The sequence below is a fragment of the Sphingomonas xanthus genome (genome assembly GCF_007998985.1).
GTDB classification, from domain to species: Bacteria; Pseudomonadota; Alphaproteobacteria; order Sphingomonadales; family Sphingomonadaceae; genus Sphingomicrobium; species Sphingomicrobium xanthum.
Genome location: NZ_CP041659.1, coordinates 1,512,747 through 1,535,784, shown reverse-complemented (window position 1 = coordinate 1,535,784; position 23,038 = coordinate 1,512,747). Strand labels below are relative to the sequence as shown.

Below are 23,038 nucleotides of genomic sequence, written 5' to 3'. Positions count from 1 at the left end.
CCTGACTCAACAGGATCGCGACCTTAGGCTAGCCTTGCGTCACACGGGCCATCGCGGGGGCATCATGGTAAAGGGTATCAAAGGCGTGGTGTTCCGGCAGGTCGATCCGACCGCGCGCGAGTCCGGCCTGTCCGCGACCAACCGGCTAGTCATCTTCATGATCCTCGCCGCGGTAGCCGCGGCGGTCATCGAGACCGAGCCAACCGTTTCCGCCGGGCGCGAAACCCTGTTCCAGGCGCTCGAACTGAGCTTCGGCATCCTGTTTTCAGTCGAGTATCTGTTGCGGCTGTGGGTCGCCGACCTGAATCCTGTTTTTGGCGCCGCGAAACATCCGCGACTGAAGTTCGTGACGTCGCCAGCCTCGATCGTCGACCTGCTGGCAATCATCCCCTCATTTTTCGCATTTGCCGACGGTGCAACGCTGATGCTTCGCTTCGTGCGCTTCTTTCGGATCCTGCGCCTGGCCAGGCTCGGCCGCTTCTCCCGCGCCTGGCGCGATCTGGGCGAAGCGCTTCATTCGCGCCGCGAAGAACTGTTCCTTGCCTTCTCGCTCGCTGCATTCACCCTGCTGATCGCCAGTTCCCTGCTTTACTGGGCCGAGAGCGAAGCGCAGCCCGACAAGTTCGGCAGCATTCCGCGCGCTTTCTGGTGGGGCATCGTCACCCTGACGACGGTCGGTTATGGCGACGTCTATCCGGTAACTGCGCTGGGCAAGTTCTTTTCCGCGTTGGTATCGATCGCGGCCATCGGGACAATTGCGCTGCCTACAGGGATTCTCGCCGCGGCGATGAGCGATGTGATGCAGCGCCGCCGGGAAAAACCGGCCGACTGACCGATCAGGACATGTAGACGTCGGCGATTACGACAACCGCCGTGATCCACATCCCCCAGAGGAACGCGGTATAGCTCCAGTAGAGCCATTTGAACTTTTCGCTCTTGAGCAGCTTGCCATGATCGTAAATGTCGCCGGCCATCGCCCGGATCGACCCTTCCTGCGAGGCGAGCGTATCGACGCATTGTTCGATATATTGCTCCCGGCTGACGTTGGTGAAGCTTCCGAAGAACATGATGTTGGCCTTGCCCGGTTCGACCTTCCAGTCGCGAATGCGGGTCGGCCGCACCGTCAGCACGCCGAGGACGGTGGCCGCGAAGGAAAAGAGCGTCAGGACGACCAGCGGGATGCTGGCCTTGCCCTCTGCGATGTCCGAGATCGACAGGCCGAAGACGACGAAGCTCGCGCCCAGCAGGATCGAGGCCTTGCTGTCCGCCATATTCGACATTTCGAGATTGCCAGCATGGGCCGACACCAAGACGTTGATATATTCAGGCTCGAAGAAGCGGCCATCGCCTGATGCTGCCGAACGGTCAGGCGCGTTGTCACCGGCATGGGGTCCGGACCCGGATTCGCTCATCTATTGTTCCCCGTTCCTTCAGGATTGCCATGCAACCGCGCTTTGCAATCCAACGCAAGCCCCGCCGCCTGCTAGTCCCGGGCCTCGCGCCGGCAAACTGAGTCATTCCCGCCCGAAGACAGGCGCGAAATGGTCGAGCTTTCCATCGTCGCAAACTCGACAATCGACGATCCGCATCGGCGCAGCTGGAACCGGACCTTACGCGACCTGAAGTCCAGCGAGACGCGCCGAAAGGTTTCGAGAAGGTCGGTGCCAATCAAGAGCGAAGGCTCGTCCTTAAGGCCGAACACCTCGAACGGTGGCAGGTCGGCAAAGGCGATCGGGACGTTACGCAGAATCACCGAGCCTAGCCGGAGCTCCTTCACTATCGCCAGTTCGAGGTTCACCGTGACGCCCGTGACGCCCGTCGCCGCAACGGTCAGCGGCCGGTCCCGCCGTCCACGGAACAGCTTGTCGCGCAGCGCCGTATTGCCGATCGAAATCTCGGTGCCGGTATCGATGACGGCCTCGATCTGAACTTTGCCAATGGATACTTCGGTCAGGATCAGCTGGCCGCGCTGGCGCCGGGCCGTGACGACGATCTCCCCATCCAGCACCTTGGCGGGTTCGCGGGCGTCCTCGACGCGGATGATCTTCTTTTCAAAGTCCATCATCAGCCGCTGCTGGACCAGTGCGTCGATCCCGATCATTCCGGCGCCGCCCATATCCTGTTCCTTGAGCGCGGGCAGCTCGAGGCCGCGGATCGTGCTTTGACCGAGCGTCAGCTCGTTCACCACCACGCGGTCGACGATATTGCGCGACGTCATCCCGTTAAGGATCACCGGGGATCCCAGCGGCAGTTCCAAGTCGCGGGCGATGCGCAACCCGACGACGGACGTGTCGGCCCCGCTGTCGACGAGGAATTGGTAGGGGCCCCGGCCGTTGACCAGCACTTCGACTGTCAGGCGGGTCTTGACCTGTTTTGCATCGACCTCAGTGCCGCCAATGGCCAGTTCATCGTCGATGACTGCAGGAGGCAACGGCGGCATCGTCGAAGGCCGGTCGGGAGCAGGACGCGGCTTGGCGACGGCCGGCGGACCGGACCCCTGGGCGCCGAGCGCGAGCGCGGGATCGGCCAGCACGAGCGAAAGGGCCATTCCAAGGCGGGCAATTGGCAAGGCGAACCTCCAACCCAAGGCTATGGCAACCGGTTCACATTGGCCAGCCGCGCTAGACCAGCAGCCTGTCGGTTCGATCAGCGGCGGCCGTCATTTGGCGCCGCGCGCCACTTTCCCGCCCGATTTCGTTGCGAAAGCGCCCGCGCAACCGTAGGACGCTGCAATGACAGACCGCGAGCAAACCGAGGCCATCGTCAAGGGCCTGATCGAACCGTTCAACAAAAAGGGAACTGAGGTCGACGGCTCGACCCGTTTCGCCCAGGATCTTGAATGGGACAGCCTGACTGTGATGGATTTCGTCGCCAATGTCGAAGATGAATTCGACATCATCATCACCATGAACCAGGCCGCCGAGATCGAGACGGTCGACCAGCTGGTTGATGCGGTCGGCAAGCTCAAGGCCGACTGAGGTGACCGACCTTTTCTCCAAGTTCGATCCGCTGATCGAAACCCGCGAACAATTGCTGTCGACCGGCCTTACCGATCCTTTCGGACTGGTGATGGAGGAAGTGGTTTCACCGACCGTCGCCATCTGCAGCGGCCGGAAGACCATCCTCCTGGGCACCTACAACTATATGGGCATGACCTTCGACCCGGAGGTCATCGCTGCGGGCAAGAAAGCGCTCGACGAATTCGGCTCCGGCACCACCGGCAGCCGGGTCCTCAATGGCACCTATGTCGGCCACAAGGCCGTCGAGGACGCGCTAAAGGACTTCTACGCCATGGATCATGCCATGGTGTTTTCCACCGGATACCAGGCGAACCTCGGCATCATCTCGACCTTGGCCGGCAAGGATGATTACATCATCCTCGACATCGACAGTCATGCCTCAATCTATGACGGTTGCGCGCTCGGCAACGCCCAGATCGTGCCTTTCCGCCATAACGACGTCGACGCGCTCGAAAAGCGGCTGAAACGACTTCCTCCCGAAGCCGGCAAGCTGGTCGTGCTGGAAGGCGTTTATTCGATGCTCGGCGACATTGCGCCGCTCAAGGAAATGGTTGCCATATCGAAGGCCCATGGCGCGATGGTCCTGGTCGACGAGGCCCATTCGATGGGCTTCATCGGCGACAATGGCCGCGGCGTGGCCGAGGCGCAGGGCGTGATCGACGACATCGATTTCATCATCGGCACCTTTTCCAAGTCCGTCGGCACGGTCGGCGGATTTTGCGTGTCGAACCACCCCAAGTTCGAGATCCTCCGGCTGGTGTGCCGGCCTTATGTGTTCACCGCGTCGCTGCCGCCGTCGGTTGTCGCCACCGCCGCGACATCGATCCGCAAGCTGATGCACGGCAAGGCCAAGCGCGACCATTTGTGGCAAAACAGCAAGAAGCTGCATGCGGGGCTGAAGGCGCTCGGCTTCAAGCTTGGCACCGAAACCCCGCAATCGGCGATTATCGCCGTGATCTTGCCCGACCTGGAACGCGGCGCGGCGATGTGGGAAGCGCTTCTGCATGAAGGACTTTACGTCAACCTTGCACGCCCGCCGGCGACGCCGGGCAACATGACATTACTGCGTTGCTCGTTGTGCGCGGAGCATAGCAGCGAACAGGTCAATGAGATCCTAGGTATGTTCGAAGCGGCAGGACGCAGGACTGGCGTTATCGGCTGAGGCAATCCGGGCTTTCATCGCGCGAATCGGACGGGTAGGTTGAAGCCATGACGCCGGGGGAAGAGCAGACGTTCGACTGGCGGCGGGGCAGCCTGGCGGCGGCGGCAGCGCTGATCGCGACGCTGGTCCTGCTTGGCATGGTCGTCCTCGTTGCACTCACCAATGCAACGCGCGACCGTGCGCTGGCCGCCGAGCGGCATGCTTATGACGTCACTCTTCTGACCCGCACGATCGACGCCAGCGTTGCCCGCGCGGAGGCCGCCGTCGGGCGCTACGCCCTTGATGAAAAGCAGGAAACCGGCAGCCGCTATTATTCCCATTGGCGCCTTGCCGAACAGCAGATCGCCCAATTGGAACGGTCGCTGTCCGGCGACGCGGCGCAACGCGAACGCGCCGCGCGGCTTCGCGCATTGTTCCAGCAGCGGGGCCAGCAATTCTCGACCGTTGCCACCTATGTCCGGTCGCGGCAAAAAAATTACGGCTTCCAATATTGGTATTACATCTCGACTGAAGCCGACATCGGCAAGGAATTGCGGGCCAAGCTGGCGGAAATCGCCACCGCGGAGCGGCAAGCCCTGTCGGCGAAGATGCGGACCACCCAGGTCTTCGCAGCGCGCGCCGAGCAACTGACCGACTACCTCAGCTGGCTAGGCCTGATCGTCGGCCTGTTTGCCATCTTCATGGGCTATGTCGCGGTTCAGGCGCTGCGCCTCAACGCGGCTTCCCGAAAACAGGCGGAAACCGAATCGGAACGAGCGGAGGCGCTGGAGATGGCGGTGCGCGAACGCACCCAGGAACTTTGGGAGGCCAACCAGGCGCTACGGAGCGAAGCGGTCGAGCGCCAGGCGGCAGAGGCCCAACTGCGCCAGGTCCAGAAGATGGAGGCCGTCGGCCAGCTGACCGGTGGAATCGCTCACGATTTCAACAACATGCTTGCCGTGGTCGTCGGCGGGATCGACCTTGCCCTGCGCCGCCTCAACGGCCCGCGGCGGGAGGTCATGACCCACCTGACCAATGCCATGGAAGGCGCGACCCGCGCCGCGGCCCTGACCCGCCGCCTGCTATCCTTTGCGCGGTCGGAACCGCTTCTGCCCGAACGGCTCGAGAGCGGCGAATTGCTGACCGGCATGACCGAACTGCTCGATCGTACCTTGGGCGAACGCATCACCATCAAGACCGAGCTGGCGAAGGGCGCCTGGCCGGTGTTCGTCGATCCGCACCAGCTGGAAAATGCGATCCTCAATCTGGCGGTGAACGCCCGCGACGCCATGGACGGCACGGGAACGCTGCTGATCCGCACGCGCAACCTAAAGGTCAGCGCCAACGAGGTCGGCGACATCCGGGCCGGCGAATATTTGGTGATCGATGTGATCGACACCGGCTGCGGAATGACCGCCGAGGTTCTCGATCGGGCTTTCGAGCCCTTTTTCACCACCAAGGATGTCGGCAAGGGCACCGGCCTCGGACTGTCGCAGATCTTTGGCTTTGCCCATCAGTCAGGAGGCGAAGCGGCAATTGAGAGCACGCTTGGCAAGGGCACGACCGTTTCCATCTATCTGCCGCGCACCGAAGTTGCCGGCAGGAGCGTTCGTGCAAACCCTGAACTGCAGGGCAAGAGCGAAGAGGAATTGGCCGTCAAGGGAGCGCGAATCCTGCTGGTCGAAGACGATCCGCGGGTCCGTACCGCGACGGTCGGCGCCCTTGAGGACTTGGGGTATGAGCCCGTGGCCTGCTCCAGCGGGGCCGAAGCACTCGCGCTGTTCGCCAGCATGGAATTCGACCTGGTAATCTCGGACGTGATCATGCCGGAGATGACCGGGCCGGAAATGGTGCGCGAACTGAAAGCAAGGCACGGCGAGGTCGCGGTGTTGTTCGTCACCGGCTATGTCGGCGAAGGCGACAGCGATGAGTTGGCTGAAACGGCCCTCCTGCGCAAACCGTTTACCGTTGCGACATTGGCAGCCAGCGTATCGGCGGCCTTGTCGGCAGGCCCTAGCGAATCGCGCCGGAGCGGAGGAGCCGCGGCAACAGGCTGATCGCGGCCAATAGCGGATGACGCTTCTGCCACGCGCTGAGCTCGATTGTCGTTCCTGCGTGGCGATTGATCTTCCAGGCGATATATTCCGCGCCGCCGGCATAGGTCGCGCTGGCCTTGGCAAGCCGCACTATTGAAAGGAGCTTGCCGGCGATCCGGCGCCGTCCCCAGCCTCCAGACCGCGCCCCCGGTTCGATTGTGTCCAATGCGGGTTGCAAGAACTGCCGGTATCGTTCGGGATCATGGTCGACGATCGATCCCGAGCGTCCCTTTCGTTCGGCGCGCAGCTCCGCCGAATAGGTTTTTGCGAAGGCGTGACGCCACGGTTCCAGCCCGTCCCCGACATCGGGTAGCGGCCGGGCTGCCGAAAGCAGGGTTGGCGCGGCGCGCGCCACTGCATCGAGCGCCCGCTTTGTGGCTTCTGCACCGCTGCTCCACACCAGCCGCGATGGCTGCGCGAACCTCGCCCAAACCGAGACATTTAGCGTTTCCGGCCCATTGAGGCGGTGAAAATCGCTTTCGCTGAGCACCGCATATTTCGCGCCGAGGCCGCCGAGATGAAATGGAAAGACGTTGGGCGGAACTAGCCGGTTGGCGATCGCCAGCCAGCGCCGGTCGAAGGCCTCGGAATAGTCCGAAACGATCAGGTAGAAATCGAGCATTAGCCCCTCAAGCTGATGTTCGCGAAGACAGCTGCCGTAAAAAAGCACGGCCCGGCTCGCGGCGCCGTGGCGCGCAGCGATGGCTTTGGCGATGGCGGAGACGCGTGGATCGACCGGCCGCGTCAGCTCGGCTTCGACGAGCGGCCTTAAGCGGTTTTCCATAAGCTGCTCAGGCGGCGATTCGGACGAACGATAGAGGCTGGGCGGGGCGCAACAGGATCGGCTTGCCGGGTCCCGAGCAGAATGTCTCCCCGTCAAGGATGACCTGACTCGATTCCCCCTCGATGGCGATCTCGTCGGCTTCCTCGACATGAACCCCGTCAAGCTTTGTCCGGCCAAGCCTGCCGACCAGGCTCGCGCCGAAGGCCCGAAGCAGCGAAATCGGCTTTTGCTCGACGGCGACGAATTTCAACGGACCGCGACCGGTCGACGCCATCTCTCCGGACAGCAGCAACTTGTCCAGCGTGGTCACGAGTAGGAAGGCGAAGCGGCCGGTGATCGCGCCTTCGCGCCGAACGCTGACGCTTAGCAGGCGCGGCTCGGGCGGCAGGAAGCTGGCCCGCAGGCGGAATACCTGCCGAAGCACCACGGCGATCGCGGTGATCACATGGCTGACGCTGTTCGGCAGGCCGAGCGGATAGACCCGTTCCCGGCAGTAAAGCATGATGTCGGCCAGCCCGGCACCGCCAAGAAACATACCAATGACAGGCGTGATGCCGCCTTCGCCTCCCGACAGGGCGATCAGCTCCCGGGCGACGAGATGCGGGGCAAGGTCGGCGGCGGCGATGTCGAGCAAGCGGCGGAGCGCCTCGACCGGGTCACCTTGCGCTCCCAAATCAAGTGCGATGAGGTTGGTCTTGCCGCTGGGCAACACGGCAACCGGGGGGGCCTCGGTTCCAAAATGACCGCCATTATGCAGTTCGGTAAGCGCGGCCTGGACTGTGCCGTCACCACCGTTGATCGCCAGCACGGTCGGACGGATGCGGGCAATGGTCCGCATCGCCTCCCCAATCTGGTCGGCGCGCTCCACCTCATAGTGGAAAATGTCGGGATGCTCGGCACAAAAGGCGCGGATGCGCGGGAGCTGGGCAATATTGCCGGTCGACTTGGGGTTGCTGAGCAGGGCGATCCGCGGCCGGGCCATCAACTTCCTGCCGGTCCTACGCTCATCCCCTTGATGTAAAGCAAGGTCACGCCGACCTGTGCCTGTTCCTGACCGACCGGGAAGGAAGCCCGGGCGAAGGGTGGCTTGGGGTTAAGCAAGCTAACCTTAGGGTTGCGCGAATAGCCGCCGCCATCCTGGCGGTCGCGCGAACCGTTGAGGTTGAGGTCGTGATGGACGGCCACCGCATAGCGTCCGGGCGCGGGAACCGGCAGGCAGATGTCCATCGCCTTGCCCGTCACCGGCACCTTGGTCCGGTGAATTCGTCCCTGCTTGGCGAGCCACAGGCTGGCGTCGGAACCGTAAAGCGAAACCTTGAGCTGGCCGGTCGGCTGCTTGAGGCCGTCAACCCGAACGAGCACCGACGGCCTGCCCGCCGCGCAGCTGGCGCTGGCTTCCGCCGATCCCGGGATGCCGGCCAGCGCAAGCGCGGCGAAGAGGCCAGCTCCGGCAGCGAGAAAAGGGATCGAAGATTTCGACATGATTTTATCGTCCGCTTCGCTATAGGCACAAGCGGCGCCTTACCCTGCCGCTCTCCCTGACGTTGGAGTCGACCGGGATTTGGCGCCCGGCTGTCATGTCGGCCCCCTTTGCGGCCAAATCATGGTGCCGCGAGGACGAAAAGGTGCTGATCTTTTGGCGTTGGTCGATCGCTATCTGGCGCGGAACATCGCGGTTCCCTTGATCGGGACACTGGTATTGGCGGCGATGCTGCTGGTGCTGGACAAGATGTTGCGCCTGTTCGACTTCGTGATCAGCGCCGGAGGCCCAGTCCGCGTCGTCTGGCAAATGCTGGCCAACATGCTGCCGGAATATTTCTCCCTCGGCATTCCGATCGGCCTGCTGCTCGGGATCCTGCTCGCGTTCCGCAAGCTCGCGCTGTCGTCGGAACTGGATGCGCTTCGCGGCATCGGCGTCGGCTATACCCGGCTGCTTCGCGTGCCCTACATGTACACGGTCGCGCTGCTGCTGCTAAACATCGCCATCGTCGGCTGGCTCGATCCTTATGCCCGCTATCGTTACGAAGGGCTTCGCTTCGACCTCAAGTCCGGCGCGCTCGGCGCGTCGATCAAGGTCGGGGAGTTCACCGACTTCGGCAAGCGAATGACGCTGCGCATCGAGCGGAGCGAGGACGACGGTACCAAGCTTATGGGCATCTTTACAGCGCTCGACGACAAGTCGGGCATGCGCCTCGCGGCGACCGCCGCGGAAGGCCAGTTTCTCGCGACCGACGATCCGGACACGATCATTTTCCGTCTCCGCCAGGGCCGGCTGGTCCAGGACGGGCCGAAATTCGCAACGCCCCGAACGCTGTCGTTCGACAGCTACGACCTACCGATCAACCTGCCGGCGATCGATCCCTTCCGGAACCGCGGCAACCAGGAAAAGGAACTGACCCTGCCGGAAGTCGCCAGCCGCGCCTATGCGGGTACGGCCGAAAGCCGCAAGGACGAGCGGGCGGCCCGGGCCAACCTCCATTTCCGGCTGGTCGAGATCGCGATGATGTTGATGCTGCCCCTGCTGGCGGTCGCGCTCGCGGTTCCGCCGAAGCGAAGCCATAGTTCGCTGGGAATTTTCGTCGGGATCGTGATGGTCGTCACGTATCACAAGATCAATCAATATGCCGAAAGCGCCGGCGCGCAGGGGCGGTTACAACCCGAACTTGCGCTGTGGCTTCCTTTCCTTGGGCTCGTCGCGCTGATTGCCTGGATGTACCATGTCATCGCCCACCGGCCCGGCGGACAGCCGATCGGGGCGCTGGAAGCGGCATTTGCCAAGCTCGGCCGGGCGGTCCGGCGGATGCTTCCCAAGCGGCGCTTTGAGCGAACGGTTGCGGCGGCATGATCAACCTCAACTTCATGCCTTCGCGGCAGTTGGCGCTTTACGCCGGCAAGATGTTCCTCACGCGCAGCTTCGCGGTGCTGATGGCGCTTGTCCTCGTCTTGATGGCGCTCGACCTGCTTGGCGAATCCGGCAAAATCCTCAAGGTCGAGGGCAATGGCGAGGCCGAGCTTTGGCGCTACGTGTCGCTGCGCGTGCCGATGTTGGTCTCGCGTTTCCTGCCCTTTTCGGTGCTGCTAGGCGCGCTGATCGCCTTCACCAGTCTCAACCAGCATAGCGAAGTGGTGTCGATGAAGGCCGCGGGACTGTCGGCGCACCAGATCCTTGCACCTATGATCGTCGCCAGCCTGGCGGTCGCCGCCTTGCTGTTTATGTTCAATGAGACCGTGGTGGTGAAGGCGACCCGCACCCTCAACGCCTGGGAAAGCGAGGATTATGGCCCGATCCCGCCCGACAGCGGCATCCTGTCCAACGTCTGGGTGCGCGACGGCGAGGATCTTGTCCGGGCTCGTCTCGTCCTGGGGCGCGGCAAGGGCGCGCGGCTTCGCGGCGTGACCTTTTACGACCGCGACTACGGCACGCTTGCCCGGGTGATCGAGGCCGAGCGGGCGACCCAGCAGCGCGGTGGCTGGAGCCTCGAGAAGGTCCGAATCTATGACGCGCGGACCAATATGGTCTTGCGCCAAGGTAGCATACAGCTGCTTCAGGGGGTCGAGCCCCAGCGCTTCACCCTCGCCCAGGTCGATCCCGCCGAACGCGACATCCATGCGTTGCGCGGCGCGATCGCCGAACTGGAGCAGGCAGGGCGTCCAACCGAGGAAGCCGTCACCGGCTGGTGGCACAAGATCAGCGGGCCCTTGTCCACCATGCTGATGCCGCTGCTGGCGGCGACCGCCGCGTTTGGGCTGGCGCGTTCCGGCAAGGTACTGCTTCGCGCGACGATCGGAATGGCGCTTGGGTTTGCCTATTTCGTTGCCGACAATTTCAGCATGGCGCTTGGGAATATCGGCGCCTACCCACCGTTCCTCGCCGCCTGGGCGCCCTTCTTCCTGTTCCTGTTGATTGGCGAACTGGTGCTGATCCGCCAGGAGGAATAAGAGCCTCAGCCCGGGCGGCCGCCCCGCCAGCTGCTTGCAGCGAGCCGCGCGACCAGCGGCGACAGGCCGCGATGGTTCGACCGGAAATAGATGCTGTCACCGGGAAGCGTGGCAACCAGCCTGCGGTGCGCTTCGCCAAGCGCATGATAGGGCAGGCCAGGCAGCAGGTGGTGCAGTCCGTGATACCGCAGGCCAACGGGCGCCCAGAGCGCCGGAAGCGTTGCCGGCGGCGGGACGTTGACGCTGTCGAGGAATTGTTCGGCAACGCTCATCGGCTGACCGTCATTCTCCCACAGGTGCGCGACCAACGTGCGGACCTGGTTGAGGAACATCACTCCCGACGCGATGCCGAGGCCGATCAGGAACGGGCGGAGCGCGATGACCCCGCTGACCGCCATGACGATCAGCGCGATCGCCCAGAGGCTTGCGGCGGTTTCCTGCACCGCCCAATCGCGGCCGAACTGGCCCTGCGGGGCAGGCCGGCGGAACTGCGGATTGATCTGAAGTCCGGAATAGCGGGCGACCACCTGGGCGCGCAGCGCCGGGCTCACCAGCGACAGCGGAGCAAGCACCGCGAATCGGATTAGCATCCCAATCGGAGCGAGCGCCGCGGCCAGCAGGAATATCGGCAAGGTCCACGGCTTCATCAGCGCGAGCGGCAGATATTCGGGGTCATTGGCCGTTCCATAATAGGTCTTGGCGTGATGCTGGTTGTGGACGCCTTCGTAGAGGAAGGACGGAACCAACAGCGGCACGCCGACGATCGCGTTCCACGCCAATCGGAAACCTGGCACCGCGCCTGGCTTCAAATGGGTCAATTCGTGGATGAAGCTGCCGGCGCGATAGAGAGCGAGCACCGAGACGAGCGCGGCGACAAGACCGGTGCTGACACTCGCCGCAGTAACCGCAATTGCCAGCGCGGCGTAGCCGAGTAGTGCGGAACCGAGGAAATCGGCCCAGTAGATGCTGCTGTTGGGCTGGTTCAATTCGCGGGTCAGGTCGGCCGCAGCCTTCAGCATGGCCTTGTCATCCGCGCGCACCAAGGCAGCGGGCGATTCGCGCCGGCCAGCGCCGCCGCGCTGCAGAGGAATGGTCTTGCTGTTCATCGTCATGCGGATTGCAGGAGATAGTGGCACCATCGTGGCCGGACAATGAACAGGACCGTCAGGAAAGCGGTTGCGCAGAGGGGGCTCGGCTGCAACTCATGGCGCGATGACTGCTCCGCTCACCATCCGCAAGGTCGCCGACAAGGCTGATCGAAAACGCTTCGTCGACTTCGCCTGGACGGTCTATCGCGACGATCCCTATTGGGTCCCGCCGCTCAAGGACGAAGTGCATGGGCTGCTAGATCCGAAGCGCAATCCCTGGTTCGGCCATGGCCGTGCGGAGCTTTGGCTTGCACTGCGCGGCGACCGGGTGGTGGGACGTATCAGCGCCCAGGTCGACGAACTGGTTCAGCAGCATATGCGCCCCGGAACCGGCCAGTGGGGCATGTTCGAGGCGCTGGAGCCCGAGGTCGCAGCCGCGCTGATCGCGACCGCCGAATCCTGGCTTCGGGAACAGGCGATGGTTCGCGCGATCGGCCCCATGTCCATTTCGATCTGGGATGAACCCGGCCTGCTGATCAAGGGGTTCAGGCAATCGCCGATGGTGATGATGGGTCATCACCGTCCCGAATATGAAGGCTGGATCGAAGCGGCCGGCTATAGCAAGGCCAAGGACCTTTATACCTACGAGCTCGATATCCGGATTGACATGATCCCGGTGATCGAACGGCTTATCCGGGCCGGTGAGGCCAACCCCCGGATCAATGTGCGAAAGGTCGACGCCTCGCGCTTTGATGCGGAGGCAGCGATCATCCTCAACCTTTTGAACGACGCCTGGTCGGACAATTGGGGGTTCGTTCCGCTGACCGAGGCGGAAATCGCCTATGCCGGCAAAAAGCTGAAACCGATCATTTATGAGGATCTCGTGCGGATTGCCGAATATGATGGCGAGCCGGTGGCCTTCATGATCACCATCCCGGACGTCAACGAACTGATCCGTGACCTCGACGGACGGCTGTTTCCGTTCGGTTGGGCCAAATTGCTGTGGCGGCTTCGCAAGCCGCGGACGGCGCGAGTGCGCGTGCCATTGATGGGCGTTGCCAAGAAAATCCAGGGCTCGCGGCTGGCGGGACAACTGGCCTTCATGCTGATCGAGCAGATCCGCCGCGCCTGCGTCGCCGATTTCGGCGTCACCCATGGCGAATTCGGCTGGGTGCTGGAGGATAATCAGGGCATGATGTCGATCGCCCAGCTACCCGGCGCGAACATCAACCACGTCTATCGTATCTACCAGCGCGACCTAGGCTAGCGCGATCGCCACCGGCGCATGGTCGGAGGCTTTCTCCTCGCCCCTTGCCCATTTATGGACCTCGGCGCCGACCAGCCGGTCAGCCGCCTGCGGCGAGCATAGGAGGTGATCGATCCGGAACCCCGCGTCGCGCGGCCAGGCCCCGGCGGTATAGTCCCAGAAAGTGTAGAGCCGGTCATCGTCCGGATTGAGCGCGCGCAGCGCGTCGGTCCAGCCCTGATTGACGATTCGCCGAAAGGCCGCCTGGCTTTCCGGCTGGAACAGCGCGTCACCAGCCATCGCCCGCCGGGAGAATGTATCGCGATCGTCGGGAATGACATTATAATCGCCGGCCAGCACCGCCGGCCGCTCCTCGGCAAGGATGGCAGCCGCCCGCTCGCGCAGCCGCTCCATCCAGCGCAGCTTGTAATCGAACTTCTCGGTTCCGACGGGATTGCCGTTGGGCAGGTAGATGGAGGCGATGATCACGCCGTCCACTTCCGCTTCGATATAGCGGCTATGGCTGTCGTCCGGGTCGCCGGGCAGGCCCATCTGCCGAAGCCGGGGCGCCGCGCCACGCGATAATATGGCAACCCCGTTAAAGCCCTTTTGGCCGTGCCAGACCGCGCTATAACCCGCCGCCTCGATATCGGCGATCGGAAGCGCCTCGTCGGCGCACTTCAGCTCCTGAAGGCAGGCGACGTCGGGCCGTTCCCGGTCCAGATATTCGACCAGGCGCGGAAGGCGGGCGCGAATCCCGTTGATGTTGAAGGTGACGATCTTCATCGGTCCGGCTTAGCGCGCAGCCTGTGGTCCGTCATCCGGCTTAGACGGAAAAGCTTGACCCGCATCCGCAGCCCGACGCTGCATTGGGATTGTTCACCCGGAACGCAGAACCACCCAGTTCCTCGACAAAGTCGACTTCGCACCCGGCGACCAGGTCGAGGCTTACCGGATCGACCACCAGCGAAACGCCGTCAGTCATGCTGACCACGTCATCCTGTTCGACTTCGCCGAGCGCGAAGCGATAGGAAAACCCGGCGCAGCCGCCGCCGTCCACGGACAGGCGCAGCACCGCCGACTTGCCCTGTTTGTCAGCGATGGAGGCGACGCGGCGCGCGGCGCTTGAGGTAAGGGTAATGGAGGTCACATCCGCCAGATAGGGCGGCCGGTCCGTTCGAACAAGCTTAGCGCTTGCCCCCGGTCGGACCGCCCAGGGCCACCGCGTCCATCGCGTGGACGCCAGCGCCGTTCTTCTGCATGGCGAGAAGATATTCGTTCGACTTCATGAACGGGATCGGATTGACCGCGCGGCCATCGATCCGGACTTCATAGTGAAGGTGGCTTCCCGTTGAGCGCCCGGTCGAGCCCATTCGTCCGATCAGCTGGCCGCGGCTCACGCGCTGGCCTTGGCGGACGGTCATCGACGACAGGTGCGCATAACGGGTTTCGATGCCGCGACCATGCTCGATCTTGATGAGGTTGCCGTAACCACCGCTATTGTAGGCGGCCTCGCGGACGACCCCGTCGGCAGTGGCATAAATTGGGGTCCCGATCGGAGCAGCGAGATCGATGCCCGCATGCTTTGCGGCGCCGCCGCGGAAGGGATCGGAGCGAATTCCGTAGCCCGAAGTGAATTCAGCGGTCTTTACCGGCTTGTCCGAAGGCACCGCGATCGCGCCATCGGCGAGATTGTCGAGCTTCTTCCAGCTGGTGAAAAGCGACTTGAAGGTCGGGTCGGCCTGGCTCGAAGCCTCGAACGGTCCACCCTTGGCGCCCGCCGGGGCCAGCGCATAGCCAAGTTCGGCGATCGCTTCCGGCTTGACGTCTTCGCCGGCAAGCATTGCGGCAAGGATTTGCTGGCGATGTTCCAGCTCGCGGACCTTTGCTTCTGTGGCGGCAGCGAGGCGGGCGATGTCGGTCGAGGGAGCGGCGGCCGAAACGACAACCGGCTGGACGGTGAACAGGCGGACGGTCGAATAGGCCGACCAGGCCAGTACCAGCGCCATCAGCGACAGCATCACCAGCTGCACCGGCGCCGACAGGCGCAAGCGGCGAAGGTGATTGCCGTCGTGGAAGAACAGGTCGCGCGTCCGGAACAAACGGGCTGCGGCGATCGTAGTCTGGGTCATGCTCAGCAGAGCTCCTCATGTGACCGACACCGGGCTCGACGATTCGCGCCCAGTGCAACATCCTCATTTTCATGGAGCTCCCCAGCCCCGGCTCCCGACGTTCGATTGCCCACCTAGCGTCGGAGGCAGAAACTGACCCGCAGATCGTTACCAATTCAACAGCAAGTTCCCGGCGAAAGGGTGAGTCGCCAACTCGCCACGACGAGTTGAGGGAGGAACTTGCGTTAGATTAAGATTTTAACGGGAATTTACCGCCCTTTTCTGTGATTCGCCCGGGTTTGCTCAAACCGTGCCCACGGTTCACAGCGACCCGACTTGCCGCTAAACCCCGCGACGGGCCACGCCGTCCCAACGCGGCGCGTGCTCTCTGAAAGGAGAGTTTGATTGACGATAGCCATGCCAGCCGCGCGTCCCGCACGGCCCTATTTCTCCTCCGGTCCATGCGCCAAGCCGCCGGGCTGGTCTCTCGGTGACCTCGACACCCGAACCCTCGGCCGGTCGCACCGCAGCCCCTTGGGCAAGGAACGGCTCTCCACTTGCATCACCCTGATGCGCGAGATGCTGCAGCTGCCCGACACCCACCGCATCGGCATCGTCCCCGCCTCCGACACCGGTGCGTTCGAGATGGCGATGTGGTCGATGCTCGGCGAACGGCCGACAACCGCATTGGCGTGGGAAAGTTTCGGCGAAGGTTGGGTGACGGACGCAGTCAAGCAGTTGCGGCTCGACCCAGCGGTGATCCGCGCCGATTACGGCCAGCTTCCCGATCTTGGGTCGGTCGACTGGTCCAATGACATATTGTTCACTTGGAACGGCACGACCAGCGGTGTCCGCGTGCCCGACGGCGCATGGATCGACCCCGATCGCGAAGGGCTTAGCTTTGCCGACGCGACCAGCGCGGTGTTCGCCTATGACCTGCCGTGGGACCGCATCGACGTCGCCACCTTCAGCTGGCAGAAGGCGCTCGGCGGCGAAGGCGCGCATGGCGTCCTGATCCTCGGCCCGCGCGCGGTCGAGCGGCTGGAACGATTCGTGCCCGACAGGCCGCTGCCAAAAATCTTCCGCCTCACCAAGGGCGGCAAGCTGATCGAAGGCATTTTCAGCGGCGAAACCATCAACACGCCGTCGATGCTGGCCGTGGAGGACGCGATTGCTGCGCTGCAATGGGCGCAGTCGGTCGGCGGGCTTAAGGGAATGATCGCCCGGACCGAGGCCAATGCTGCCGCGCTCGACCGCATCGTCGCAACGCGCGAATGGCTCGACCATCTTGCCGCCGACCCGGCCAGCCGGTCGAAGACCAGCGTCTGCTTGACGGTCGCCGGTGCCGATGCTGAGTACATCAAGCGCTTCACCAAGCTGCTCGAGAAGGAAGGCGTGGCCTTCGACATCGCCAGCTATCGCGATGCCCCGCCGGGCCTTCGCATATGGTGCGGCGCAACCGTCGACACCGCCGATATCGAGGCCCTCGGGCCTTGGCTCGACTGGGCCTGGGAGACATTGCAATGACGGTTCGCGTACTGATTTCCGACCAGATGGATCCGCGAGCCGCCGCGATCTTCCGCGAGCGCGGGATCGAGGTCGACGAGAAGCCCGGCCTGACCCCCGACGAATTGAAGGCGATCATCGGCGACTATGACGGGCTGGCAATCCGTTCGGCGACCAAGGTCACGACGGCGATCCTCGAAGCGGCGACGCGGCTCAAGGTCATCGGTCGTGCCGGGATTGGGGTCGACAACGTCGACATCCCGGCCGCGACGGCGCGCGGCGTGGTGGTGATGAACACGCCCTTCGGTAATTCGATCACTACCGCGGAACATGCCATCGCGTTGATGTTCGCGCTCGCCCGCCAACTTCCCGAAGCCGATGCTTCCACCCAGGCAGGCAAGTGGGAGAAGAACCGCTTCATGGGCGTCGAACTGACCGGAAAGACGCTTGGCCTGATCGGCGCGGGCAACATCGGTTCGATCGTCGCGACGCGCGCGATCGGGCTGAAAATGAAGGTTGCGGCCTTCGATCCCTTCCTAACGCCGGAACGAGCGATCGAGCTCGGCATCGAAAAGGTCGAGCTGGACGAGCTGCTGCGCCGCGCCGACTTCATCACATTGCACACGCCGCTGACGGACCAGACCCGCAACATCCTGTCTAAGGCCAACCTGGCCAAGACCAAGAAAGGGGTGCGGATCGTCAATTGCGCCCGCGGCGGCCTGATCGACGAGGACGCACTCAAGGCCGCGCTCGAAAGCGGCCAAGTGGCCGGGGCCGCACTCGATGTGTTCGAAACCGAGCCCGCGACCGCATCGCCCCTGTTCGGGACTCCGGGTTTCGTGTCGACCCCGCATCTGGGCGCGTCGACCAGCGAAGCGCAGGTCAACGTCGCGATCCAGGTAGCCGAGCAAATGAGCGATTTTCTGCTGCTTGGCGGGGTCACTAACGCGATCAACATGCCCAGCCTCACCGCCGAGGAAGCGCCGCGGCTGAAGCCCTATATGGCACTTGCGGAAAAGCTCGGAAAACTGATCGGCCAGGTCCTTGGCGAAGACATCCGCTCCGTGTCGGTCGAAGTCGAAGGCGCCGCCGCTCAACTCAATCCCAAGCCGATCACCGGCGCCGTGCTGGCCGGGCTGATGGGCACCTATTCGCAGACGGTGAACATGGTGAACGCGCCGGTGCTGGCCAAGGAACGCGGGCTCGACGTGCGGGAAGTCCGGCACGACCGCGAGGGCGATTATCACACGCTGGTCGCGGTGGAGGCCGGGACGTCGGATGGCGTTCGACGGATCGCCGGAACGCTGTTCGGCAACAAGGCGCCGCGGCTGGTCGAATTGTTCGGAGTCGAGATCGAGGCTGACCTTGCCGGGATGATGATCTACATCGTCAACAAGGACATGCCGGGTTTCATCGGCAAGCTCGGGACCGCTCTGGGCGAGGCAGGGATCAACATCGCGACGTTCAACCTGGGCCGCCGGGCGGCGCTGGGGGAGGCGGTGGCGCTGGTTTCGGTCGACGGCGAGGTTCCGGCAGGCGTCGTCAAGACGCTGTGTGCGCTGGACGGAGTGCGCGACGTGGTTCCCCTGCGGTTCTGAGCGCGGTTCGCGGGATAAGGGACGCAGGCCCGAGGTTGGTCCGACGAAAGCGAAACTGGACGCGCGGCCGCTTCCCGCTTAGGAGCGCGCGACCGTAAAAAATAAGGATTTTCGCGTGGGCAACGTCACCGTCATTGGCGCGCAGTGGGGCGACGAAGGCAAGGGCAAGATCGTCGACTGGCTGGCCAGCCGCGCCGACATGGTGGTCCGGTTCCAGGGCGGACACAACGCCGGCCACACGCTGGTGGTCGGCGACAAGGTCTATAAATTGTCGCTGCTGCCTTCGGGCATCGTCACCGGCACGCCATCGGTAATTGGCAATGGCGTGGTGCTTGATCCCTGGGCATTGAAGGCCGAAGTCGAGAAATTGTCGGCGCAGGGCGTGGCGATCACTCCCGACGTGCTGATGATAGCCGAAACCTGCCCGCTGATCCTGCCGATCCATCGTGACCTCGACGCGCTGCGCGAAGACGCCAGCGGCGCGGGAAAGATCGGCACCACCCGCCGCGGGATCGGCCCCGCCTATGAAGACAAGGTCGGACGGCGTGCGATCCGGGTGTGCGACCTGGCCCACCTTGGCGACCTCGACCCGCAGCTCGACCGTCTTTGTGCCCATCACGATCACCTGCGCGCCGGCTTCGGCCATCCGCCGGTCGACCGCGAGCGGCTCAAGGCCGACCTCAGCGAGATCGCCGATTTCGTGCTGCAGTTTGCCCGCCCGGTATGGCGCGATCTCGACGAAGCGCGCCGCCGTGGCCGTCGAATCCTGTTCGAAGGGGCGCAGGGCGTCTTGCTCGACGTCGATCATGGCACTTACCCGTTCGTCACATCGTCCAATACCGTTGCCGGGACGACGGGAAGCGGAAGCGGCATGGGCCCAGGCGCAGCCGGCTTCGTGCTTGGGATCGTCAAGGCCTATACGACCCGGGTCGGTTCCGGCCCCTTCCCGACCGAGCTTGGCGACGAAGTCGGGCAACGCCTGGGCGAACGCGGGCATGAATTCGGCACCGTCACCGGGCGCCAGCGGCGTTGCGGCTGGTTCGATGCCGTCCTCGTGCGGCAATCGGTCGCGGTCAGTGGCGTGACCGGCATCGCGCTGACCAAGATCGACGTGCTCGACGGGATGGAGAAGGTGAAGATCTGCACCGGTTATCGCATTGGCGACGCTACGGTGGACTATCTTCCTCCCCATTCGGCGGATCAGGCGCGCGCCGAGCCCATCTATGAGGAAATGGACGGATGGAGCGGGACGACCGCTGGCGCGCGCAGTTGGGCCGATCTTCCCGCCCAGGCGATCAAATATGTCCGCCGGATCGAAGAGCTCGTCCGCTGCCCCGTCGCGCTGGTGAGCACTTCGCCGCAGCGCGAGGATACGATCCTGGTGTCGGACCCCTTCACCTCCTGAGCGGTCCCTCCTCGCCGCGGCTAATGTCGAACGGTGAAGGACCGGGCCAGCAAAGGTTCGCTTGCCTCGACCTCGAGATCGTCGACCCGCGCCAGCGGCGGTCCCGACTGCATCCGGTCGATCATCTGGCTAACCACGTCCTCCTCGCCTTCCAGCTCCGCCTCAACCGTCCCATCGGCGCAGTTGCGAACCCAGCCGGCCAACCCCAGCCCCTCGGCCTGCTCGCGGACCCAGGCACGGAAGAACACACCTTGGACGCGGCCTGAAATCCTGACGATCCGGCGAACGCGCACGATCAGACCGTGGCGATATCCGGCGCGTCTTCGGCCTTCATGCCGACGACGTTATAGCCCGCGTCGACATGGTGGATTTCGCCGGTGACACCGCTTGCCAGTTCGCTCAGCAGGTAGAGGCCGGCGCCCCCGACATCCTCGATCGTGACGTTGCGGCGCAGCGGCGCATTATATTCGTTCCACTTCATGATGTAGCGGAAGTCGCCAATCCCGCTCGCGGCGAGCGTTTTGATAGGGCCGGCGCTGATCGCATTGACGCGAATGCCCTCGGGACCGAGGTCGGCGGCGAGATATTTGACGCTGGTTTCCAGCGCCGCCTTGGCAACGCCCATAACGTTGTAGTGAGGGATGACCTTCTCGGCGCCGTAATAGCTGAGGGTCAGCATCGAACCGCCTGGCTTCATCATGGTTCGCGCCCGCTGCGCCACCGCGCAGAAGCTGTAGACCGAAATGTTCATTGTCATCAGGAAATTGTCGAGACTGGTGTCGACATAGCCTCCACGCAGCTCGTTCTTGTCGGAAAAGCCGATCGCATGGACCACGAAGTCCAGACTGTCCCATCGCGTCCTGAGCTGGTCGAACGCGCGATCAAGCGCCGCCATGTCACTGACGTCGCAATCGATCAGCAGGTCGCTGCCAAGCTGCTCCGCCAGCGGGCCAACCCGCTTCTGGAGCGCCTCTCCCTGGTAACTGAAGGCCAATTCCGCGCCTTGGTCGCGAAGCTGGCGGGCGATTCCCCAAGCCAGCGACCGGTCGTTTGCCAGGCCCATAATCAGCCCGCGCTTGCCCGCCATGATGCCGCCCATCGGCTATTCCCCTTTGTTCGGGGCCTGCTGCGCCTGCCCCTGTTTTTCCTCCGGGGCCGGTTCGTCCACCGGAAGTTCGTCCCGGTAGGGCCCCTCATAAACCTCGCCCCTTAGCGCCTTACCGCCGGGCTCCGCCAGTGCGGCGTTAAGTTCGGCGCCAGCAACGACGCCAAGCCCGATGACGAAGAAAAAGATGAGCGCGACCATGACCCCCGCAAGGCTGCCATAGGTCCGCTCATAGCCGCCGAACAAGCTGAGCACATTGGGCAACAGCTCCACTGTCGCAAGCCACCAGGTCGTGACGACGAATGCGCCTGGCCATTTGCGGCATTCGATGACGCGGTAACGGGATGGGGTCAGCGCCAGGAAGATGATGTAGAAAGTGGCGAACAGGGTCACTGCCGGCACGATCCGATACAGGCCGAGGGTTCGTCCTACTCCTTCAGAAAAAGGCAGTAGGTCGATCAGGAAATGATGGACCGACGACAATAATACCGAAACGCCGAAAGCGATGAACAGCAGGACGACGGACCCGAGAATTATGGCCATTGCCGCCAGGCGATATTGCCAGAAGCTGGCAGCATATTCGACGCCATAGGCCCGGCGCAGAATATCCCGGATCGTTTCAATGAAGCTGGCCGCGGTCCACAGGCCAACGACTGCCCCGAACCACAACAAGGCCCCCGAACGGCCATCGAGCACCTCGGTGATGGGTTCGGCAAGCACGCTATGCACTTCGGGCGGAAGCCGTCCGAGGATCGTATTGACCGCCAGCACCGTGTCGCCTGACCGGCCGAACAGCCGGGCGACCGCGGCGGCGAGGATCAGGAAAGGAAACAGGGCAAGCAACGACAGATAGGCCAGGTTTCCGGCGTGGATGAAACCATCATCATAAATGCCAAGGCCGACCCGCTTGGCGATGACCAGCGGACGAATCTCGCTTTTCGCGCGTTCAATCGCGGCCTTGCCGAACCGGGCCCGGATACGGGCCAGCGCCTTGCGCCGTTCTTCGGGCGACTGGGGATGGATTTCCTTCATGGACTAGGGGCTAAACCCCCATCGAGGCGCGCGGGTTTCCACCGCCCTGCCAGCCTTCAGCGAATTGCTGCAGCGATTCGTCCCCTGCGGGGAGGTCGATGGCAAGCTGGACCAGTTGGTCGCCGCGGTTTCCGTCCTTCCCGGTAAACCCGCGGCCCTTGATCCGCAGCAGCTTGCCGCTGCTCGATCCCTTGGGGATGGTCAGCATCACCGGCCCGTCCGGGGTCGGGACCTTGACCTTGGCGCCGAGCACGGCTTCCTTCAGCGTTACCGGCAGTGTTAGACGGATGTTGACGCCGTCGCGCACGAAATAGGCGTGCGGGGCAATGGCGATGGTGACGATCGCGTCGCCGCGCCCTCCCGGCCCCTCCTGCCCCTGCCCGGCGAGCCGGATCTTGGTCCCGTCTTCGACCCCCTTGGGCAGTTTGAGGTCTACCGTTCGCCCGCCCGACAGTGTGACGCGTTGCGGCTTCAGCGTCGCGGCATCGGTAAAGCCCACCTTCAGCCGGTACGCGATGTCGGCGCCCTTTTGCGGTGACCGGGCCCTGCCAAATCCGCCGAACGGACCCGCCCCCCCGGGGCCTCGCCGGGCCCCCGCTCCGCCAAACAGCCCTTCGAATAGGTCTGACAAATCAGCCGCATCGCCCTCGAACCCGCCGGGGAAGCCCTCATGGCCCGCGCCTCCGGCGCTACCCGGTCGTGGTCGTCTGCCGCCGCCAAAGCCGCCGCCGAACGGCATGCGCGGGTTGCCGTCCTCATCGATTTCGCCACGGTCATAGCGGGCGCGCTTCTCCTTGTCGGACAATAGGTCATAGGCCCGGGTTACCGCCGCAAAGCGTTCCGCCGCCTTGGGATTGTCCTTGTTGCGATCGGGATGAAGCTGCTTGGCAAGGCTCCGATAGGCCTTCTTGATCTCGGCCTCGCTTGCGTCGCGACTGATGCCCAATTGTTGATACAGGTCCATTCC

23 protein-coding genes are annotated in these 23,038 nt (G+C 63.7%); 10 read left to right on the top strand and 13 right to left on the bottom strand.

Annotated features, from left to right (window positions below; all coding sequences use genetic code 11):
- Window positions 1-64 precede the first annotated feature (64 nt).
- Window positions 65-832, top strand: a complete 768-nt coding sequence (locus FMM02_RS07715; protein ID WP_147494302.1) for an ion transporter — start codon at window positions 65-67, stop codon at window positions 830-832.
- 4 nt (window positions 833-836) lie between these two features.
- On the opposite strand, the gene FMM02_RS07710 is transcribed toward FMM02_RS07715, so the two are convergent.
- Window positions 837-1,412 carry a Pycsar system effector family protein gene (locus FMM02_RS07710; RefSeq protein ID WP_147494301.1) on the bottom strand — a complete coding sequence of 192 codons (576 nt, stop codon included), beginning with the start codon at window positions 1,410-1,412 and terminating at the stop codon, window positions 837-839.
- 71 nt (window positions 1,413-1,483) lie between these two features.
- Window positions 1,484-2,548 carry a retroviral-like aspartic protease family protein gene (locus tag FMM02_RS07705; RefSeq protein ID WP_147494300.1) on the bottom strand — a complete coding sequence of 355 codons (1,065 nt, stop codon included), beginning with the start codon at window positions 2,546-2,548 and terminating at the stop codon, window positions 1,484-1,486.
- Between the two features lie 184 nt (window positions 2,549-2,732).
- On the opposite strand from FMM02_RS07705, the gene FMM02_RS07700 reads away from it, so the two are divergent.
- Genes FMM02_RS07700 through FMM02_RS07690 form a run of 3 tightly spaced genes read left to right on the top strand, consistent with a single transcriptional unit; the run spans window position 2,733 to window position 6,218 of the window.
- Complete coding sequence (locus tag FMM02_RS07700) at window positions 2,733-2,978, top strand: acyl carrier protein (protein ID WP_147494299.1); 246 nt, start codon at window positions 2,733-2,735, stop codon at window positions 2,976-2,978.
- A gap of 1 nt (window position 2,979) precedes the next feature.
- Window positions 2,980-4,182, top strand: coding sequence for a serine palmitoyltransferase (spt, locus tag FMM02_RS07695; protein WP_147494298.1), 1,203 nt, complete (start codon window positions 2,980-2,982; stop codon window positions 4,180-4,182).
- Between the two features lie 47 nt (window positions 4,183-4,229).
- Complete coding sequence (locus FMM02_RS07690; RefSeq protein ID WP_147494297.1) at window positions 4,230-6,218, top strand: ATP-binding protein; 1,989 nt, start codon at window positions 4,230-4,232, stop codon at window positions 6,216-6,218.
- Here FMM02_RS07690 and FMM02_RS07685 read toward each other — a convergent pair.
- From FMM02_RS07685 to FMM02_RS07675, 3 genes are read right to left on the bottom strand one after another with little or no spacing between them, the layout of a single operon-like run.
- Window positions 6,175-7,041, bottom strand: a complete 867-nt coding sequence (locus tag FMM02_RS07685; RefSeq protein WP_147494296.1) for a hypothetical protein — start codon at window positions 7,039-7,041, stop codon at window positions 6,175-6,177. The two genes, FMM02_RS07690 and FMM02_RS07685, sit on opposite strands and share 44 nt — an antisense overlap.
- Window positions 7,042-7,048: 7 nt before the next feature.
- On the bottom strand, window positions 7,049-8,023 hold the full coding sequence (locus FMM02_RS07680) for a diacylglycerol/lipid kinase family protein (RefSeq protein WP_147494295.1): 975 nt from the start codon (window positions 8,021-8,023) through the stop codon (window positions 7,049-7,051).
- The gene (locus tag FMM02_RS07675) at window positions 8,023-8,523 is read right to left on the bottom strand and encodes a DUF2141 domain-containing protein (RefSeq protein ID WP_147494294.1); all 501 of its coding nucleotides are present in this window, start codon (window positions 8,521-8,523) and stop codon (window positions 8,023-8,025) included. Before FMM02_RS07675 ends, FMM02_RS07680 begins: the two co-directional genes overlap by 1 nt.
- Before the next feature lie 121 nt (window positions 8,524-8,644).
- Between FMM02_RS07675 and lptF the strand changes: the two genes are divergently transcribed.
- Both lptF and lptG read left to right on the top strand, forming a co-directional pair.
- Window positions 8,645-9,886 (top strand): LPS export ABC transporter permease LptF, encoded by a 1,242-nt coding sequence (gene lptF, locus FMM02_RS07670; protein ID WP_147494293.1) that lies wholly within the window; start codon window positions 8,645-8,647, stop codon window positions 9,884-9,886.
- A complete protein-coding gene (gene lptG / locus FMM02_RS07665) occupies window positions 9,883-10,980 on the top strand; it encodes an LPS export ABC transporter permease LptG (RefSeq protein WP_187107729.1) in 1,098 nt (365 codons plus the stop codon). Before lptF ends, lptG begins: the two co-directional genes overlap by 4 nt.
- 5 nt (window positions 10,981-10,985) lie before the next feature.
- On the opposite strand, the gene FMM02_RS07660 is transcribed toward lptG, so the two are convergent.
- The gene (locus FMM02_RS07660) at window positions 10,986-12,086 is read right to left on the bottom strand and encodes a fatty acid desaturase family protein (RefSeq protein ID WP_147494292.1); all 1,101 of its coding nucleotides are present in this window, start codon (window positions 12,084-12,086) and stop codon (window positions 10,986-10,988) included.
- A 106-nt stretch (window positions 12,087-12,192) separates the two neighbouring features.
- Here FMM02_RS07660 and FMM02_RS07655 point away from each other — a divergent pair, with 106 nt between their 5' ends.
- Window positions 12,193-13,335, top strand: coding sequence for an N-acetyltransferase (locus FMM02_RS07655; RefSeq protein ID WP_147494291.1), 1,143 nt, complete (start codon window positions 12,193-12,195; stop codon window positions 13,333-13,335).
- Here FMM02_RS07655 and xth read toward each other — a convergent pair.
- Genes xth through FMM02_RS07640 form a run of 3 tightly spaced genes read right to left on the bottom strand, consistent with a single transcriptional unit; the run spans window position 13,327 to window position 15,446 of the window.
- Window positions 13,327-14,100 (bottom strand): exodeoxyribonuclease III, encoded by a 774-nt coding sequence (gene xth / locus FMM02_RS07650; protein WP_147494290.1) that lies wholly within the window; start codon window positions 14,098-14,100, stop codon window positions 13,327-13,329. The genes FMM02_RS07655 and xth overlap by 9 nt on opposite strands.
- A 40-nt stretch (window positions 14,101-14,140) precedes the next feature.
- Window positions 14,141-14,464 carry a HesB/IscA family protein gene (locus tag FMM02_RS07645; protein ID WP_425473604.1) on the bottom strand — a complete coding sequence of 108 codons (324 nt, stop codon included), beginning with the start codon at window positions 14,462-14,464 and terminating at the stop codon, window positions 14,141-14,143.
- A gap of 37 nt (window positions 14,465-14,501) precedes the next feature.
- Window positions 14,502-15,446 (bottom strand): M23 family metallopeptidase, encoded by a 945-nt coding sequence (locus tag FMM02_RS07640; protein ID WP_147494288.1) that lies wholly within the window; start codon window positions 15,444-15,446, stop codon window positions 14,502-14,504.
- Window positions 15,447-15,842: 396 nt separating this feature from the next.
- On the opposite strand from FMM02_RS07640, the gene FMM02_RS07635 reads away from it, so the two are divergent.
- The 3 genes from FMM02_RS07635 to FMM02_RS07625 all read left to right on the top strand — a co-directional run bounded on the left by FMM02_RS07635 (window position 15,843) and on the right by FMM02_RS07625 (window position 19,934).
- Window positions 15,843-16,952, top strand: coding sequence for a phosphoserine transaminase (locus FMM02_RS07635; RefSeq protein WP_147495021.1), 1,110 nt, complete (start codon window positions 15,843-15,845; stop codon window positions 16,950-16,952).
- On the top strand, window positions 16,949-18,529 hold the full coding sequence (gene serA / locus FMM02_RS07630) for a phosphoglycerate dehydrogenase (RefSeq protein ID WP_147494287.1): 1,581 nt from the start codon (window positions 16,949-16,951) through the stop codon (window positions 18,527-18,529). Before FMM02_RS07635 ends, serA begins: the two co-directional genes overlap by 4 nt.
- 115 nt (window positions 18,530-18,644) lie before the next feature.
- Entirely contained in the window at window positions 18,645-19,934 is a 1,290-nt protein-coding gene (locus FMM02_RS07625) for an adenylosuccinate synthase (protein WP_147494286.1), read from the top strand.
- Window positions 19,935-19,954: 20 nt separating this feature from the next.
- Here FMM02_RS07625 and FMM02_RS07620 read toward each other — a convergent pair whose 3' ends face one another.
- The 4 genes from FMM02_RS07620 to FMM02_RS07605 are packed head-to-tail and all read right to left on the bottom strand — an operon-like array spanning window position 19,955 to window position 23,035.
- Window positions 19,955-20,227, bottom strand: coding sequence for an acylphosphatase (locus FMM02_RS07620; RefSeq protein WP_342782492.1), 273 nt, complete (start codon window positions 20,225-20,227; stop codon window positions 19,955-19,957).
- Between the two features lie 2 nt (window positions 20,228-20,229).
- On the bottom strand, window positions 20,230-21,033 hold the full coding sequence (gene fabI, locus FMM02_RS07615) for an enoyl-ACP reductase FabI (RefSeq protein WP_147494284.1): 804 nt from the start codon (window positions 21,031-21,033) through the stop codon (window positions 20,230-20,232).
- A 3-nt stretch (window positions 21,034-21,036) separates the two neighbouring features.
- A complete protein-coding gene (locus FMM02_RS07610; RefSeq protein WP_147494283.1) occupies window positions 21,037-22,071 on the bottom strand; it encodes a YihY/virulence factor BrkB family protein in 1,035 nt (344 codons plus the stop codon).
- Window positions 22,072-22,081: 10 nt separating this feature from the next.
- Window positions 22,082-23,035: a DnaJ C-terminal domain-containing protein gene (locus tag FMM02_RS07605; protein WP_147494282.1), complete on the bottom strand. Its 954-nt coding sequence runs from the start codon at window positions 23,033-23,035 to the stop codon at window positions 22,082-22,084.
- Between the last annotated feature and the right edge of the window lie 3 nt (window positions 23,036-23,038).

What these genes read in the sequence shown, in the direction of transcription:
- FMM02_RS07715 (WP_147494302.1), top strand. Translation starts at nt 65, where the DNA reads ATGGTAAAGGGTATCAAAGGCGTGGTGTTCCGGCAGGTCGATCCGACC.
- FMM02_RS07710 (WP_147494301.1), bottom strand. Translation starts at nt 1,412, where the DNA reads ATGAGCGAATCCGGGTCCGGACCCCATGCCGGTGACAACGCGCCTGAC.
- FMM02_RS07705 (WP_147494300.1), bottom strand. Translation starts at nt 2,548, where the DNA reads ATGGCCCTTTCGCTCGTGCTGGCCGATCCCGCGCTCGCGCTCGGCGCC.
- FMM02_RS07700 (WP_147494299.1), top strand. Translation starts at nt 2,733, where the DNA reads ATGACAGACCGCGAGCAAACCGAGGCCATCGTCAAGGGCCTGATCGAA.
- FMM02_RS07690 (WP_147494297.1), top strand. Translation starts at nt 4,230, where the DNA reads ATGACGCCGGGGGAAGAGCAGACGTTCGACTGGCGGCGGGGCAGCCTG.
- FMM02_RS07685 (WP_147494296.1), bottom strand. Translation starts at nt 7,041, where the DNA reads ATGGAAAACCGCTTAAGGCCGCTCGTCGAAGCCGAGCTGACGCGGCCG.
- FMM02_RS07680 (WP_147494295.1), bottom strand. Translation starts at nt 8,023, where the DNA reads ATGGCCCGGCCGCGGATCGCCCTGCTCAGCAACCCCAAGTCGACCGGC.
- FMM02_RS07675 (WP_147494294.1), bottom strand. Translation starts at nt 8,523, where the DNA reads ATGTCGAAATCTTCGATCCCTTTTCTCGCTGCCGGAGCTGGCCTCTTC.
- lptF (WP_147494293.1), top strand. Translation starts at nt 8,645, where the DNA reads ATGGTGCCGCGAGGACGAAAAGGTGCTGATCTTTTGGCGTTGGTCGAT.
- lptG (WP_187107729.1), top strand. Translation starts at nt 9,883, where the DNA reads ATGATCAACCTCAACTTCATGCCTTCGCGGCAGTTGGCGCTTTACGCC.
- FMM02_RS07660 (WP_147494292.1), bottom strand. Translation starts at nt 12,086, where the DNA reads ATGAACAGCAAGACCATTCCTCTGCAGCGCGGCGGCGCTGGCCGGCGC.
- FMM02_RS07655 (WP_147494291.1), top strand. Translation starts at nt 12,193, where the DNA reads ATGACTGCTCCGCTCACCATCCGCAAGGTCGCCGACAAGGCTGATCGA.
- xth (WP_147494290.1), bottom strand. Translation starts at nt 14,100, where the DNA reads ATGAAGATCGTCACCTTCAACATCAACGGGATTCGCGCCCGCCTTCCG.
- FMM02_RS07640 (WP_147494288.1), bottom strand. Translation starts at nt 15,446, where the DNA reads ATGACCCAGACTACGATCGCCGCAGCCCGTTTGTTCCGGACGCGCGAC.
- FMM02_RS07635 (WP_147495021.1), top strand. Translation starts at nt 15,843, where the DNA reads ATGCCAGCCGCGCGTCCCGCACGGCCCTATTTCTCCTCCGGTCCATGC.
- serA (WP_147494287.1), top strand. Translation starts at nt 16,949, where the DNA reads ATGACGGTTCGCGTACTGATTTCCGACCAGATGGATCCGCGAGCCGCC.
- fabI (WP_147494284.1), bottom strand. Translation starts at nt 21,033, where the DNA reads ATGGGCGGCATCATGGCGGGCAAGCGCGGGCTGATTATGGGCCTGGCA.
- FMM02_RS07610 (WP_147494283.1), bottom strand. Translation starts at nt 22,071, where the DNA reads ATGAAGGAAATCCATCCCCAGTCGCCCGAAGAACGGCGCAAGGCGCTG.
- FMM02_RS07605 (WP_147494282.1), bottom strand. Translation starts at nt 23,035, where the DNA reads ATGGACCTGTATCAACAATTGGGCATCAGTCGCGACGCAAGCGAGGCC.